This window comes from Candidatus Tisiphia endosymbiont of Metellina segmentata (genome assembly GCF_964030715.1).
In the GTDB taxonomy this organism is placed as follows: domain Bacteria; phylum Pseudomonadota; class Alphaproteobacteria; order Rickettsiales; family Rickettsiaceae; genus Tisiphia.
The window spans coordinates 1352367-1367347 of record NZ_OZ034919.1 but is presented as its reverse complement, the minus strand read 5'-3'; the positions used below and the strand labels follow the sequence as shown (position 1 = coordinate 1367347).

Here is a 14981-nt window from a genome sequence, read left to right as displayed (position 1 = left end):
CCATATGCAAGAATATTGCACTCGTAAGAGTCTAAAAATTCTGAGAATCTATTAGAAAAGTTGTGCTGTAAAAAAAATGAGTTGGATTTTCTAGACCGTAGTTCATTCTATTTTAAGAACATTATGTCAGACTAGTACAGCAAAGCTGAAGGAGTTAATACTGAAAAAGAAATATTTTTTACTCTTGGTTCTAATACTTAGGATAATTTAATGCAAAATCAACTGAACTTATGTGGTGGCTTAATCTATCTTTAAATGCATAACGTTTTTAATTAAACAAAATTTATTATTGTTAAGGGGAAATATGACAGAAACAGTACAAAAAGCTACTAAAGCTATTCTTCTAGCTCGTGTTTCATCAAAAGAACAAGAAGATGGCTACTCTATTGAAGCACAAAAATACCGATTACAAGAATATTGTATGCGTAAAGGTTTAGAAATTCTAAAAACCTTTGAATTCTCTGAATCATCAACAGTAGGTAATCGTAAAAAGTTTCAGGAAGCTATAGATTTTGCTAAAAAACAAAAAGAAGTTATAGCAGTAGTAGCAGATAAGGTAGATCGGTTACAACGTAGCTATAAAGAAACACCTCTACTAAATGATCTAATTGAAAGAGCAAAAATCGAACTACATTTTTACACAGAAAATTGTATAATACATAAATACTCTACGTCACAAGAAAAGATGATGTGGAATATTTTTGTATTAATGGCTCAAGCATTTGTTGATAGTCTTAGAGATAATGTCAACCGTAGTATAGACCAAAAATTACGTTTAGGGGAATGGATCAGTACTGCACCTATTGGTTACTTGCATATCAAAGGACACGGTACAGGACATAACAAAGGAAAAATAATCATTGATCCTAATCGTGGTCCTTTAAAAAAATATTTGAAACATATGCTACAGGCAGTCATACTCTACCTGAGATACTAAAGAAAACCAAAGAATGGGGGTTACGTAATTCTAGAGGTAATCAAGATTATTTATGCCACTCTCATCTTTATTCTATTATTACAAATCCATTTTATTACGGAGTAATGCGAGTCCTAAAAACTAAAAAAGAATACCAACATATATATCCTCCTCTAATTAGTAAAGAACTATTTGATACTTGCCAAAGGGTACGTGTTAACTGGAATAAAAAACCGTTTAAATATGGAGAAAAAGAATATATATTTAGAGGATTGATAAAATGTACTGTCACTGGTCGAGTTGTTACTGCTGAAACCAAAAAGAAGACCTATGTTAATGGTCAAACTGAAGAATGGATATATTTAAGAACTTGGGACTCAAATAAACCTGATAGGAGGGTATACGTGAAAGAAAAAATAATACTACAAAAAGTAGAAAAAGTATTAACAACACTCCATTTAGAGCCTGAATTACATTCTGAAGTAATTAGTTATATTAAAAGCTCAGCAAAAATAGAGCAAGGTTTTCATAAAATGCGTATAGGAGAGCTACATACTGAGCATACTAAGATCAAAACTCGTATGGATAGGTTAACTGATTTATTTTTAGATGGTGATATTAGCAAGGAATATCATGAAGAAAAACGTCAGAGATTAATACAAAAACGTGAAGATATCGTGAGAGAAATAGAAAACCATAATTATGCTGATGATAAATTTTCAGAATGCTTGGTTAACCTAGTAGAACTGGCTTCCGGAGCGTTAGAAACCTTTAAAGGTTCGACTACGGAAGGAAAACGTAAATTGATGAATTTAGTATTTGCGAACCTAGAATTAAAAGACGGAAAGCTAGACTTTATGCTACGTCCACCGTTTGACGCATTCGTAAAATGCACTGAAATCGGAGAATGGCGCACCCGAGAGGAGTCGAACCCCTAACCTTATGATCCGTAGTCATATACTCTATCCAATTGAGCTACGGGTGCTATATATACTCTTCTGTTTTAAAGAATTGCTTTTTGAGATATTATTGGATTCACGTACCAAAGTACGCTGAGTGCGTTCCTAATTCATTTTCAATTCGTAAGACCATTCGAGTATACTTGAATCCTAGATAGCATAGTGTGTTCATTTTTATAAAACATCTTAAAATTAAAAATTTTTAGAAAGAGTATACTATATCCCTAAACTCCTATTATGTCAAGATCATAAGTTTCCAAACCTAGAACAGAGCAGTTTAAAAATCACAACTGTGAGTAGAAAAAAGGTGCGAATGTTTAGAACAGGAATAAAAGAACTAAAAGATACTGCAAGCTAGGAGATAAGGTATCTAGAAAGGGATAAAGATAGTAAGAAAGAGTTGTAATGAATAGTTGTAAAATGTAAAAGTTTGTATAAAATACTCCGTTAATAGATTTATAACTTAAAATAACGGAGCTATTTATAAGCATAATTACATATTTAGAAAAAGTCAAAGATTTTAGAAAAGTGCGGGAACGAAGGTACGATACTGTGAGTGTAGTTAAACTAATAGTAGCAGGGTTGTTAAGCAATAAGAATAACTTAAAATCGATATCGAGGTTTGCAAAAAATTTTAGCAAAGAAGAATTGAAAATGCTAGGTTTTCATAGGCAACAAGTGCCGTGCTATAGTATTTAACATTAATGATTCGTAAATTTTGTCCTGATAGTATAAAAGAGGTGATATCAGAATGTATCAAGTATATATGCCAAAGTAAGGGAAATTATGATCTAATTCATATTGATAGAAAAACGTTAAGAGGTAGTAATACTTACGGTACTGGAGAACAAGTACAAATTTTAACATCGTTTAGTAGTCAGCTCAAGGCTCTTACTGGTTTTAGAGAAATAGAAAATAAAGATGAATATAAATCAATGTTTGAATTTTTATCAAACTACGACATGCAAGGAAAAATTGTAACATCAGATGCATCTTTTACTCATGAAGCTATATGTGAAAAAATTGTTGAACAAGGTGGAGAATTTGAGCTTACTCTTAAAGCTAATGAAGCTAATTTACATTACCATAGTACACAAACATTTGATAAAATACAGGTAGAAGGTCAAGAAATTAAGAGTTTTGCAGAGAATATAGATTTATAGCATGGGAGAATAGAAAAAAGAAAAATTGAGATAATTGATATGCCATTTGAATATTTAAATGGGTTTCGTCATATCAAGCAAATATGCAAAATTACCCAAAAAAGAGAAAAGAAGAACAAGGCTAATAGCTGTGAAACAGAGAATGTATTAATGATTACTAGCTTAGAGAAAAAGTTTAGTCCAGAAGAATTGTTAAAATTTAACAGAAGTCATTGGTCATGCGAAAATAATTTAAACTGGATAAAAGATAAGGTTTTTGAAGAAGATAAGTCAACTATTAGTACTGGAGAAGCTCCGTTAATAATGTCATTATTGAGGACAATAACTCTTGCTATAATAGCTATATTTTCAAATAAAATTACTGAAATTAGAGAAAATTTTAACAATTATAGACATAGGTTATTTAAATTATTCTCAACTTAAGGTTAGGTTTTTTAAACTGCCCTGAACCTACAACAGCCTAATTAAAATATTATTTAGTCTGTCCGGCAAAACTCTATAAGTCTTATAGATAATAGGTTTTAATGGCAGAAAATAATAAAGAAATCCATAAGAAAATGTTAAAATATGCTAATAAACCTTATGGATTTCAGTCAATATGCCAATAGAAAATATTATCAAATCACAAAAACAAGGAAAACTTTTTGGTTATAAATTAAAAGAAGAATTAAACTCAAATAACAAGCTATATAAATTAAGAGAATTAATAAATTGGTCTGGTCTAGAAGAATGGTTATCAAAAAATGTTTCTATTAAGAGATTTGGTAGAAATAGAAAATGTCATAGAGTGATGCTTGGTGTAACGATGCTACAAGCAATGTATAATTTTTCAGATTCATTATCAGAGGAAGAACTAAAAGAAAACATGTATTGGCAATATTTCTGTGGGTGGGAATATATAGAAACAGATATAGCGATGTCGGAAACTAGCATAAGAAGATTTCGTAATTTATTAGGTGAATCTGGATATAACGAGATATTAGCAGAGTTGATAAGGGTTGGAATAAGAACTAACACGATTAAAAAAAAAGATTTGGAATTGATAATCGCTGATACAACGGTACAAATTAAGAATATCAAGCACCCACATGATGTTTATTTAATGGATAAAGCTAGGCTTAGTATTGTGAAGCTTTGCCAAAGTTTGGGTATAAGTTTAAACGAAACCTACGCTAGAACCTATAAGCGAGATATAATAAAGCTCTGGAAGTATAAAGAGCATAGCAAAGCCAAGAAGCGTTGGAAAATAATGAAGCATTTAAAAACGTTACTTGGTCGTTTGGTTAGAATATGTGAGCGTGAGATAAAAAATCAGAAATTAAACTTATCTATCACAGATCAAGAAGTATTGAAAAAAATAAAACAAATACATAGCCAATCTGTTTTAAAAAGAGAAGAGAAAAAGCAATACAAAGAACAGAATAAAATATTGTATAGTTTTCATGCCCCTGAGGTAGAGTGCATAGGGAAGGGAAAACGAAACAAGCCATATGAGTTTGGCAATAAAGTTGCGGTAGTAGTCAGTGGTCGTAGAAATTTTGTACTGTCAGCAAAATCGTTTCATAATAATCCTTATGATGGTCATACATTGCAGCAGAGTTTTGAAGCAGTAGAAAATGTAACTGGAATAAAGATAAAAAAATCGTTTGTTGATCTTGGTTATACTGGCAGCAATGTTAAAGAGAAGAGTAAGGTATATATCCCAAAAACTCGGAAGAAGTTATTGAAAGAAGACAAGTGTATGATCAGGAGACGCAGTGCTATAGAACCAATAATAGGGCATTTGAAACAATATGGCAGGATGGGCAGAAACTTCTTGAAGGGTGTGATAGGAGATGTGATCAATCCAATAATCTCTGCTATAGGTTTGAATTTACGATGTATTGCCAATCATTTACACATCATGCCTAACTCTACATAAAAAAATTATCATTAAAAAACTTGCTGAACGATTAAAAAAATCGTTAATAATAAGCTCATGTAAAAATTTTATTCAATCATAGATTATGGGGGTTTTAAATATTTTTGGCGGACGGACTATAAACCCTCTCTAAATGGCTAATTTTGATTTATTTTTTAATCTATTAGTATCATAAAAATTTTGCTCAGCTTATCTCAAAATATTACTAAAAATAAATTATTTTTTCTGAGCAAGAGATTGAATAAAAGATTTGTCAAGACCAGTTACAGCAGAAATAAAAGCAAAATCAGAACCTTGAACTAACATTTTTTTTGCTATTTCAACTCTTTCTTCAGCTTTACCTTTAGCTTCACCGATCTCGATACCTTCAGCTTTACCGACCTGGATGCCTTCAGCTTTACCGACCTGGATGCCTTGAACTATACCTTTTTCTACACCCTCATCAATATATTTCTCAGCGATAGTTCTCATAATATTCTCCTCTTCTGTTGCAGTTAAATGACTAGCTATTAGCCCTTCTAGCTCTTGTTGCTTACCTTCTTCTATCTTAGCGTCACTATACCATAAAAATGATCTTATGTAAATATAGCCTGTTGACTTATCTATACTAATATATGGTTTAAAATTTGTTAAAAGTTCATCCCACAACTTCAATATATCTCGCTGCTTTATATATTTAAGCATATATTCTAACATACCAAAATGTTGCTTCTGCTTTATCTCATCATCAGACATTGCTTGTAAATCTATTAGCTTATAATCCTCACACATCAATTGCTTTGCCAGTTTGGGATCGCTAAATAACTCAAACAAGTTCTTTGGCACATTAAACCTTCTAGTACCATGATAAAACACCATTGGTATTATCAACGGTAATTTATTTCTACCTTTTTTATGTCTTTCAGCTAATAGCAACATATATTTCCATAATTTGAGTGCCATCCAATAGTTTGGTCTTACCTCCGCCTCAATCAACACATACACAAAGGCTTGTTCATTATCTTTAGTCTTAACAGAATAAACTAAATCACTAAGAGCTCTTTTTAGGTCGTCCTCAACAAATGATTCCTTCTCTATTGTTATTTTGCTTAAATCAACTATTTCCTTAACCTCTTCTGGTAAATAATGCTCCAAAAATTCTTGGGCTGCTATTTGATTGACCATTATCTTTTTAAACAATGCATCATGTTTTAGTTGGTTTGACATATTTTTTTGTTCTTATTTAATAACTCTTATACCAATTGCAATAATTAACGCAGTGGTGTAAAATGGGTTTTTAACTGATAAAGGTACTCAAATGGCTAGGTTAATATTACCGCAAGGTTTTCATGGTCATGATTTTATAAAAATGATGAAACATGAGCCGCATGGTCGAAATCGTATACGTTTATTGGCGATGTATTACCTTCAATTAGGCAAATCTTTTAAAGCCATATCTGAAATAGTGAAGTCACACTGGAAAACTGTGCAATCATGGCTCAGAAGATTTAGGAATCATGGTTTTGAAGGATTATTTGAATCACAAAGAAGCGGTGCCCCTAGGAAGATTAACACTATACAAGAGTCTGCTCTTTTTGATAAAATCAATACGCTCAGTGAAAGTAAAACTGGTGGGTATATAACTGGAAAGGAGCTACATATCATGTTACTTGAGGAATATGGTGCTAAATGTACTTTAAAAACAGTCTACAATACTATGCACCGCCTTGGTTTTAGCTGGATTACTTCTCGTTCAATGCATCCAAAGTCAAATCAAGAGACTCAAAATACATATAATACCAATTGTAATAATTAACACGGTGTATTTATCCAGTCTCTATACATAATTGATTTTACTAAATCTACATTATGAGCAAATTGATTCCAAGCGTAACAAGCCATAGTGACGATATCTTCATATACACCATAACATTGGTTAGACAAGAAATGATTTTTGATCCATTCCCAAACTTGTTCCATTGCATTAAGTTCCGGTGCATAGGGCGGAAGCGGTATCAAAGTGATATTGCTTGGCACAGTTAGTTTTTTGGCTGTGTGCCAACCTGCATTATCCGTTAGTAAAGCTATATGTCGGTTGCCTTGAATACTGCGAGAAAGGTCTTCTAAGAATTTATTCATTGCCTGTGTATTTGCATATGGTAAAATTAATGCAAAAGCTTCTCCTGTATCATGGCAAGTAGCTCCATAAATATATGTTGAAATGAATTGCTGTTGCCGAACTTTACGGGGTCTAGTGCCACGCTTAGCCCATATACGAGTTAAGCTACCTTGTTGCCCAACTCGAGTTTCATCCTGAGACCATATATCAACTTTACATCTATCGATATTTTTTGATAATAATTCTGTTAGCATGTCTGGGAAGTTTTTTTATATGTATTTTGAGTCTCTTGATTTGACTTTGGATGCATTGAACGAGAAGTAATCCAGCTAAAACCAAGGCGGTGCATAGTATTGTAGACTGTTTTTAAAGTACATTTAGCACCATATTCCTCAAGTAACATGATATGTAGCTCCTTTCCAGTTATATACCCACCAGTTTTACTTTCACTGAGCGTATTGATTTTATCAAAAAGAGCAGACTCTTGTATAGTGTTAATCTTCCTAGGGGCACCGCTTCTTTGTGATTCAAATAATCCTTCAAAACCATGATTCCTAAATCTTCTGAGCCATGATTGCACAGTTTTCCAGTGTGACTTCACTATTTCAGATATGGCTTTAAAAGATTTGCCTAATTGAAGGTAATACATCGCCAATAAACGTATACGATTTCGACCATGCGGCTCATGTTTCATCATTTTTATAAAATCATGACCATGAAAACCTTGCGGTAATATTAACCTAGCCATTTGAGTACCTTTATCAGGTAAAAACCCATTTTACACCACTGCGTTAATTATTGCAATTGGTATAACTCGTATATGGGCTAAGCGTGGCACTAGACCCCGTAAAGTTCGGCAACAGCAATTCATTTCAACATATATTTATGGAGCTGCTTGCCATGATACAGGAGAAGCTTTTGCATTAATTTTACCATATGCAAATACACAGGCAATGAATAAATTCTTAGAAGACCTTTCTCGCAGTATTCAAGGCAACCGACATATAGCTTTACTAACGGATAATGCAGGTTGGTACACAGCCAAAAAACTAACTGTGCCAAGCAATATCACTTTGATACCGCTTCCGCCCTATGCACCGGAACTTAATGCAATGGAACAAGTTTGGGAATGGATCAAAAATCATTTCTTGTCTAACCAATGTTATGGTGTATATGAAGATATCGTCACTATGGCTTGTTACGCTTGGAATCAATTTGCTCATAATGTAGATTTAGTAAAATCAATTATGTATAGAGACTGGATAAATACACCGTGTTAATTATTGCAATTGGTATAACATTATTATAGTCATAATTGGTAATTTGCGGATCGCGTAACAAGTCGGAGATTTGATTACTTGAACATAGTAAGTATAATTTATTATACATACCAAAAGAGCGTTTTTTTAAGATATGATGAGCTTTTATTAGTTTATCAACAGTTAGCCCAGCTCTTTTCGAGTCAATGATATCTCTGTTGGCAGCAACTGCAGCTTGAGCATTTAAGGTTAAATTAGCATCAGTAACCCTAATGCCTACCGGTATTACATTATTAGCTACATCAAAGTTAATCACATTATTGCCTGTCCGTCCTGCTCTAACAGGACTGGCAAAAGCACTAATAATTACCCGGTCTTGTTGTCTACCCATTGCCCAACCTGCCATTTTAGGAAAATGTGAGGTGGGATCGGTTAATAGGTTTAACTTACTCATTCCTATCCATGGTAGCGTTCCAATGATAGCTTGATGCCGTCAAAAAGCGTCTTGAAATAGTTGGAATTTTAAACTCTATTTGTTCTAGCCTAGCAGGGTGTTTAGCATCCGCATAATGTCCATGTAGATGATCATCAGGATCAATTGGATGTCGATTTCTACTCTCGACCTCATGATTCGTCATTGACTCAAAGCTAATTACTTCAGTATCTTGCGTACCATTAGTAACGCATTTGCGTAGCTTTGAACCTTCCTGTTGGATAACTAGGCTGATATTTTTGGCAAATTGTTCTTTAAGGCTATCGGTTATTTGTTCCATTTTTTATCTCCTCAATATTCTATCAATAGACTTTTTTAAAATTTCAAAGTCTAATATTAATCACTATTGTCCAGTGGCTCTTTTTTGATAGGTTATTGCGTATTGCAGCCTTAAGAGAGTTATCACTTACTTCTTGTTTGCATTGTTTACTTATTGCGTTTTGTCATATGCAATTTTGTACAGTTCTTCCATACGTTTAACAGCTTGATTATGTCCTGTATGGTCTTTACGGTTTAATTTTACCATAAATTCAGTATCAGATTCAAGTCTATTAATTTCTTGCAATGCCTTATCTTGGCTGGTAATTGTTGGTGATTCATTACCAGTTACCAACGAATCGGATTTTAAGGTTTCACCGACCCGAACTAATAAATCTATTAAAGCTGGTGAGTAGCTTGATTCTTCAATTAAACCAGCTAGTTCCTTAGTACCAAACTTAGACAAAGCTGCTTGCATTACTGTCATCTTACGATCGAATTCATTACCGTAATTGTTTTTCAGCAAATCAATATTTGAATTACGGGCTTGTTCGATGGATTCTTGCTGCTGCTTCTGCAAATCCTGCGAGAAACCATACAAAGAATTCAGTAACTTCTCGCCCTGTTTTTTAGATAGACCGCTTTGGTAAAACCTAGATATTCTTCATCTTCTTTGCTTCGTTTATCAGTATATTTCTTATCCTCAGGCAGCCCCGTCCTAGAATAAAATTTGTGCCATTCTTCTTCTGAGGCTTCAGCCTTTGGTACAAGAACCCGCTGATTCAGACCCTTCTCTGCTTCCAAATAGCTCTGTGCCAAAGATGAGACATCCTTAAATTTACTTAATGACTCAGCGTTGCGGATCTCCTCCGGCAGACTTGCCAGCCATGAGTTATTGCCATTGCTGGTGGTAGTTTCGTTGTTAATAATATTTGCTTCTTCGCTCATATTTTACTCATTGATAATTTCATGCATAAGTTTTCTAGAAATTTTATTTTTCCAATACAGCAATTCAATACCCTCCCCATTTACTCTTCATTAAGTACAGTATTTTTGTCTTCAGCCAAATTCTCACGTAGCACTTCTATTTCTTCAAGGGATAGTTTTGTATATTTAACTATTTTTTCTATCGGCTCATTATCAGCTAGCATTTCTTTTGCCATTGCTATTCTTTCTTCATTTTTACCTTCAGCTCTACCTTCATTAAAATTTTCTGCTAGAGCAAGTTCTTCTGCATCTTCCTGCAATTTGGTTCTAATATATAAGTCGTATTCTGCTGGGGTAAGCTTATACCGTTCAATCATATGGTAAGCATCTAATACCTTACTGCTCTTAATATCTTTAGGTGGTTCTGTCTCTTGTTCTGCACATTTGAATAGATGTAACCACTCATCAGCAACACTCGTTAATTGTGTTTTTTTAAATTTTCCAAGCTCTATAAATATATAAGAGAGGTCAAATAAATATTGTTTATTAGTAGTAGTCTCAACATTTTTATGAATACTTATATAAGGCACTCTTTTGTCAAATATTCTAGTTTTTATCAATGAAATCACCATTACTGGCAATAAATCCAAGTGAGTTAAACCTTCTGTAAGTTGTTGAACATATGAATGGGCAGAATAATATTGTACTCTTTTTAAATAATCGGTTTCATTTCTTTTCTGCATTTCGATAATGTACCAGTTTCCTGATGCATCTTTAACTTTTAAATCAAATACACTTCTCCTACCCTTATGAATCCCTGCTAATTCTTCTACTGGAATAAATTCAATTTCCTTAATTCTGTACATTTCAGATAAATCAAGAACGCTATTAAGAAATTCTTTTAAATTCTCCTTATCACGGAAAATTTTCTTAAACAAACTATCATTTGTTGGGTCTAAATATTTTTCCATATCAATTACTCCCTTTTCCTTCAATATTATCAACTCCATCATCTTCTGAAGCTTGCGAGCATATGTACAAAAACAAAGCTCGCATGCCTTCATTGAAAGCGGTGTAGTTGCTTTCTTGCCGAATAAAGTTGCTGCGATACACACCACTCATGTGGGCTAAGTCTTCTAGTACTATTTTACCATCTTCTCCACTAAAAATCTTCAAATAAATTGATTTTAATTGCTCTTTTGTGAGTATTGTAGGTGGAGATGGGGTTGCTTCCGAGTTAATTGATAGTTTCATTTTGTTGCCCTTGCATTTGTTGTTGAACCTGTTGCTGTAAATGCATCATTCTACGTTGTTGTCTAAGCTGTAGTACTTCTTGTTCACTCTTGAGGATTGAGCTTGGTGTTCCTCGTAACTGACAAAATAGTTTAAAACATTCATCCCAATTTATATTGTCATAAATTTCAGGGTATAAATTACTGATGCCACTTCGTTGAAAGAAGCCCAATACTTGTTCAACGCTGGATATGGTTGATGATTTTTGAGCTTTTGATAATGGTGATACATATTCAATATCAATATCGGGCGGTCTATTTGCTCCCTCTAGGATCGGTACTCTGTTGTATTTAATTAGAGTTTGATACCAATTGCAATAATTAACACGGTGATTAACGGGTTTAGAAATTCCGTCTCGATTCTACCAACCATTGGTGACATTAACCGATATTGTTCCTCTGTTCTAATTTGCACCTCAGTGGCAGTCATTTCTTTGTTTTCCTTCTGCATTCTGAAAATATCGACATAGAATGCTTTAAATATGGCATCGCGGCATTGATTCTGCTCGATTTCAGTCGGCAGGATATTCTCCATGCCAGTTAGGGGCATTATTTTATCCGCCATACCATTACGGTAAAAATTAACACTGCCCGGCGTAGTATATAGCGGTAAGTAATATCCATCTTTTGGCACTAATAATGGTGGGTCTAGTTGTTTTTGTGCTACTTTCAGGGTAATTTGTCTTAAACTATTGAGTAATTTAATATCAGGTAATACGTGGTGAGCAGGAGCATATCCATATACTTGACCTTCTTCTTTAATCCATCGTGTAACAAAAAATGGAAAGTACGAATAACCTGATTGACTGATAATTTTTTGTTCAGCGAGATGGATATATTCTGAACTATAGGCAAGTGTTGTCATTAATCTCTTTGCACCTTTGCCACTCTGATTCTGACTTTGTGGGCTAACTATGTGCAATATCTCTACGGTCTCATCAGGATTCTTGGCTAGTCTTTCCTTAAAATCGGCAAAGTCTGGCCATTTAGCTGATGCGGCTTTAATTGGCATGGTAAAGAGTCGGTACATTGTATTGACAAAACCAAACTTATCCTCTTCAAAATAACATTCCTGTAAATTAATATTACGGAAAAATAGAGTTTGGGTTAACGCTGGTTCTTCTTCAACATAGAATATCGCTGTACCAAAGGCAGCTAGATTTAGGAAAAACTGATGAATTTGATTATAAAAATTAGAAGCCGGATTGTTGAATATGTCCATTATGGCTTTTTCTAGCATTTGAGCTAGTATGTTCAGTTCAGCTGATGTTAATTGCTGTTGGTATTGATTTTCATCCTCAATTACTATGCTAAGGTTAAACCAGTTCATTGCTGGATTAACTAGCAAGCTTTGTAAACCTGATGCTAATTGCTCCCTTGACCAAATGGAAGTTGAGTCAAATATTACCTTATTGCTTTCAGTTTGCGGACAAACATATTTCTTCAGCTCATCCCATATATGATGCCATTTCTCCCGTTTGCTTTTGAGATTATCAAAATATTCAATCTTTTTGTTTACATCATTATCAGGCATAGCTAGTAGCTCTTGAGTTTAAATTGGAGTTGTGTTGTAAGTATGGTGTCCCTAAGTTTTTTGATACTTTCTTAAGTTTCTTGATAAATTCAGTATTATATAACACTTCATGGCTATATTTCTTGCCGCTAGCTGCAGTCATGCTAGGTAAGCCTAGAGTTAAGCCTTCAATATCCTTAAGAGACACGATCTTGCCAAGAGATTCATGTAACGGCGGCAAATCTTTTAATTGTGGCACTGACCGCATACCAAAATGTTCCAAAGCTTGTTTTAGACCACCAAGCTCAGGTATGGCTCTTTTTTCTAATCCTGATGGACCGTATCTTGCTATTCGCGACAAATCAGCACCTATACTTGGATCATTGTTGTTAAGATTAATTCTTTCAAAACCAGCAAGTTTACGACTAATATCGGATCTGTTCATATAATGACCAATACCAACAAGCGGAGATAACATTTTGATTCCCGAACCTATCCCAGCAAGTATTGAACCCTTAGCAGCAATTCCACCTAAGCCTGCCCCAAGTACAAAAGTTAAAGCTGTTAACCCCAATCCTTGTGCTAGCCCAGTATCTCTTGCAGATTTTTGATACTTACCAGCTCGCCACTCTAAATCTCTGCCATAGCTATCCAACTGGCTTTGAGCAGCCTCCCCATAACTTCTTAACTGGTTTTGCAGCCCTTCAGCATGCGATTGCTGCCTTGTATAGTTAGCAGTGATTTGCTCTTGTCTGTTCTGTTCTTGTTTGTATTGTTCAATCATGCTGAGTAATTGTTGTCTAGCATTATCAAAGTTACTAGTCTCATGCAACAATCGATTTTGCTGTGATTAGTAGTTAGCAAGCTGATATCCAAGATTAGCTTTTTCCCTTGTTAGCTGTTGATGCTCTTTGGTGATGCTATCCATCGAATGGCGTATTTTGCTTTCTGTTTCGCTACGTTGCTTTTTTAACAATTCAACATCTTGCTGATATTGAGTAATATGGCTACCGGCTTCCTCTTCGGTTAAACCTTTCAAGCTTTCTCTTCGCTGGGCTACTTGATCATACAGGTTTTGGAACTGACCCGGTAATTGCTCTACCTCACTTATTTTGAAATCAAGGGCGGGAGCTTTTTGTTTAAATGCTTCAAAAGCTTGTTTCAGTTGATTGGCTGATGCAGACAAACTAGATCTTTGTGACTCTAGGTTTTTTAAACCACTCTCATATTGTCTGCTATGGTAATCAAGCTGGTTTTGCATCTCATAGCTTCTCATGCTAGCTTGATACTGTTGTTCCCCTAGAGAGTATAAGTCCTGCTGAGCATGTTGCAATTGCTGCGACAAATTATTGATAGTATTTTGTGCTTCACTCGCATAACTACTATAACGATCTCGTGACTCATTATAGAGACGCTTCTGTCTTGATGTATCAGCTCCAGTAATGTACCTGTTCCTAGATGCACCAACCGCTAAAGCACTAAGTCCTAGTAAACCTAATATTGGCCACATATATTATTTTGCCTTAATTATTTTAATTACCATTTCAATTATTTCATCATCAATTCTTGCTTCTTCTGCTCCATCATCTTTCCAACGCATTGTAATCATTCATTACCTTACGATGTTGCACTATATCATATTGGGACTGCTGCTGTTCATCACCAGTTTTAACGTCCATGGACATATAACAAAAGCTCTCGGTTATATCAGTAGCTCTAGAGGAACTAGAATGCACTCCCCTTTTGGTAGCATCAAACTCGTATAGTCCGTTAATGCCACGTTGACATTTTTTGGCATCGATACGACATTTACCTAGCAGCTTTCTTGCCTCGGTAATCATCTCCTCTCGTAAATATTTCCTGCCAATGGCAAAAGGCAAGAATCCTACTTGTTCAGCTATTTCGTTGGCTTGCTGTAGTCTAGTATCCAAAGTTGGCATTTGTCTTCGACTCATATCGTGCGGTAATACATTGCGTCCGTATTGGTAAGGTCTAGTCCTTAAATGATTCAAGTAAAACTCTAAATCTTTGCCTCTATTCATGTAAAAGTCGATAATATCGATGGAATCTTTTTTTTCTTGGACAAACCAAATTACTGTATAATCAACAATCCCTATATCCCAGTAAGTATTAACCTGATAGCGTGCATCAAATGGCACATAACCAATAGACTTGCTGCATA

Annotated in this window: 22 protein-coding genes and 1 tRNA gene; 8 read left to right on the top strand and 15 right to left on the bottom strand. The window is 34.5% G+C overall.

Going from position 1 to position 14981, the window contains the following annotated elements; all coding sequences use genetic code 11:
- Positions 1-304: 304 nt before the first annotated feature.
- Together AAHM80_RS07090 and AAHM80_RS07085 are read left to right on the top strand one after the other, a co-directional pair.
- A complete protein-coding gene (locus AAHM80_RS07090; protein WP_342259734.1) occupies positions 305-937 on the top strand; it encodes a recombinase family protein in 633 nt (210 codons plus the stop codon).
- On the top strand, positions 889-1854 hold the full coding sequence (locus tag AAHM80_RS07085) for a recombinase family protein (RefSeq protein ID WP_342260464.1): 966 nt from the start codon (positions 889-891) through the stop codon (positions 1852-1854). Before AAHM80_RS07090 ends, AAHM80_RS07085 begins: the two co-directional genes overlap by 49 nt.
- Here the strand turns inward: AAHM80_RS07085 and AAHM80_RS07080 are convergent.
- A tRNA-Arg gene (locus AAHM80_RS07080) sits at positions 1825-1901 on the bottom strand. The genes AAHM80_RS07085 and AAHM80_RS07080 overlap by 30 nt on opposite strands.
- A gap of 502 nt (positions 1902-2403) precedes the next feature.
- Here AAHM80_RS07080 and AAHM80_RS08600 point away from each other — a divergent pair.
- The 4 genes from AAHM80_RS08600 (at position 2404) to AAHM80_RS07065 (ending at position 4959) form a co-directional block, all read left to right on the top strand.
- Entirely contained in the window at positions 2404-2574 is a 171-nt protein-coding gene (locus AAHM80_RS08600) for a hypothetical protein (RefSeq protein WP_410521494.1), read from the top strand.
- A gap of 5 nt (positions 2575-2579) precedes the next feature.
- Positions 2580-3038 carry a hypothetical protein gene (locus AAHM80_RS07075; protein WP_342259733.1) on the top strand — a complete coding sequence of 153 codons (459 nt, stop codon included), beginning with the start codon at positions 2580-2582 and terminating at the stop codon, positions 3036-3038.
- Positions 3039-3077: 39 nt separating this feature from the next.
- Positions 3078-3461 (top strand): hypothetical protein, encoded by a 384-nt coding sequence (locus AAHM80_RS07070; protein WP_410521493.1) that lies wholly within the window; start codon positions 3078-3080, stop codon positions 3459-3461.
- 175 nt (positions 3462-3636) lie between these two features.
- A complete protein-coding gene (locus AAHM80_RS07065) occupies positions 3637-4959 on the top strand; it encodes an IS5 family transposase (protein ID WP_342259732.1) in 1323 nt (440 codons plus the stop codon).
- Between the two features lie 216 nt (positions 4960-5175).
- Here AAHM80_RS07065 and AAHM80_RS07060 read toward each other — a convergent pair whose 3' ends face one another.
- Entirely contained in the window at positions 5176-6165 is a 990-nt protein-coding gene (locus AAHM80_RS07060; RefSeq protein ID WP_342259731.1) for an Rpn family recombination-promoting nuclease/putative transposase, read from the bottom strand.
- A 91-nt stretch (positions 6166-6256) separates the two neighbouring features.
- On the opposite strand from AAHM80_RS07060, the gene AAHM80_RS07055 reads away from it, so the two are divergent.
- Positions 6257-6754: a helix-turn-helix domain-containing protein gene (locus AAHM80_RS07055; protein ID WP_342259730.1), complete on the top strand. Its 498-nt coding sequence runs from the start codon at positions 6257-6259 to the stop codon at positions 6752-6754.
- On the opposite strand, the gene AAHM80_RS07050 is transcribed toward AAHM80_RS07055, so the two are convergent.
- Together AAHM80_RS07050 and AAHM80_RS07045 are read right to left on the bottom strand one after the other, a co-directional pair.
- Positions 6751-7311, bottom strand: a complete 561-nt coding sequence (locus AAHM80_RS07050; protein WP_342259729.1) for an IS630 family transposase — start codon at positions 7309-7311, stop codon at positions 6751-6753. The two genes, AAHM80_RS07055 and AAHM80_RS07050, sit on opposite strands and share 4 nt — an antisense overlap.
- Positions 7305-7805, bottom strand: a complete 501-nt coding sequence (locus AAHM80_RS07045) for a helix-turn-helix domain-containing protein (RefSeq protein ID WP_342259385.1) — start codon at positions 7803-7805, stop codon at positions 7305-7307. The genes AAHM80_RS07050 and AAHM80_RS07045 overlap by 7 nt, the downstream gene beginning before the upstream one ends.
- 46 nt (positions 7806-7851) lie before the next feature.
- Here AAHM80_RS07045 and AAHM80_RS07040 point away from each other — a divergent pair, with 46 nt between their 5' ends.
- On the top strand, positions 7852-8337 hold the full coding sequence (locus AAHM80_RS07040; RefSeq protein ID WP_342260395.1) for an IS630 family transposase: 486 nt from the start codon (positions 7852-7854) through the stop codon (positions 8335-8337).
- On the opposite strand, the gene AAHM80_RS07035 is transcribed toward AAHM80_RS07040, so the two are convergent.
- The 11 genes from AAHM80_RS07035 to AAHM80_RS06985 all read right to left on the bottom strand — a co-directional run bounded on the left by AAHM80_RS07035 (position 8303) and on the right by AAHM80_RS06985 (position 14958).
- A complete protein-coding gene (locus AAHM80_RS07035; RefSeq protein WP_342259728.1) occupies positions 8303-8770 on the bottom strand; it encodes a phage capsid protein in 468 nt (155 codons plus the stop codon). The two genes, AAHM80_RS07040 and AAHM80_RS07035, sit on opposite strands and share 35 nt — an antisense overlap.
- Positions 8763-9089 carry a phage capsid protein gene (locus AAHM80_RS07030; RefSeq protein ID WP_342259727.1) on the bottom strand — a complete coding sequence of 109 codons (327 nt, stop codon included), beginning with the start codon at positions 9087-9089 and terminating at the stop codon, positions 8763-8765. Before AAHM80_RS07030 ends, AAHM80_RS07035 begins: the two co-directional genes overlap by 8 nt.
- 150 nt (positions 9090-9239) lie before the next feature.
- Complete coding sequence (locus tag AAHM80_RS07025; RefSeq protein ID WP_342259726.1) at positions 9240-9668, bottom strand: hypothetical protein; 429 nt, start codon at positions 9666-9668, stop codon at positions 9240-9242.
- A gap of 5 nt (positions 9669-9673) precedes the next feature.
- Positions 9674-10015, bottom strand: a complete 342-nt coding sequence (locus AAHM80_RS07020; protein WP_342259725.1) for a hypothetical protein — start codon at positions 10013-10015, stop codon at positions 9674-9676.
- Between the two features lie 80 nt (positions 10016-10095).
- Positions 10096-10965 (bottom strand): Rpn family recombination-promoting nuclease/putative transposase, encoded by an 870-nt coding sequence (locus AAHM80_RS07015; protein ID WP_342259724.1) that lies wholly within the window; start codon positions 10963-10965, stop codon positions 10096-10098.
- Between the two features lies 1 nt (position 10966).
- Positions 10967-11248 (bottom strand): hypothetical protein, encoded by a 282-nt coding sequence (locus tag AAHM80_RS07010; protein WP_342259723.1) that lies wholly within the window; start codon positions 11246-11248, stop codon positions 10967-10969.
- Entirely contained in the window at positions 11232-11480 is a 249-nt protein-coding gene (locus AAHM80_RS07005) for a hypothetical protein (protein ID WP_410521529.1), read from the bottom strand. The genes AAHM80_RS07010 and AAHM80_RS07005 overlap by 17 nt, the downstream gene beginning before the upstream one ends.
- Before the next feature lie 101 nt (positions 11481-11581).
- On the bottom strand, positions 11582-12820 hold the full coding sequence (locus AAHM80_RS07000) for a portal protein (RefSeq protein WP_342259722.1): 1239 nt from the start codon (positions 12818-12820) through the stop codon (positions 11582-11584).
- Positions 12813-13583, bottom strand: coding sequence for a hypothetical protein (locus AAHM80_RS06995; protein WP_342259721.1), 771 nt, complete (start codon positions 13581-13583; stop codon positions 12813-12815). Before AAHM80_RS06995 ends, AAHM80_RS07000 begins: the two co-directional genes overlap by 8 nt.
- Before the next feature lie 66 nt (positions 13584-13649).
- Positions 13650-14309 carry a hypothetical protein gene (locus tag AAHM80_RS06990; protein ID WP_342259720.1) on the bottom strand — a complete coding sequence of 220 codons (660 nt, stop codon included), beginning with the start codon at positions 14307-14309 and terminating at the stop codon, positions 13650-13652.
- A 73-nt stretch (positions 14310-14382) separates the two neighbouring features.
- Entirely contained in the window at positions 14383-14958 is a 576-nt protein-coding gene (locus AAHM80_RS06985; RefSeq protein ID WP_342259719.1) for a hypothetical protein, read from the bottom strand.
- Positions 14959-14981 lie beyond the last annotated feature (23 nt).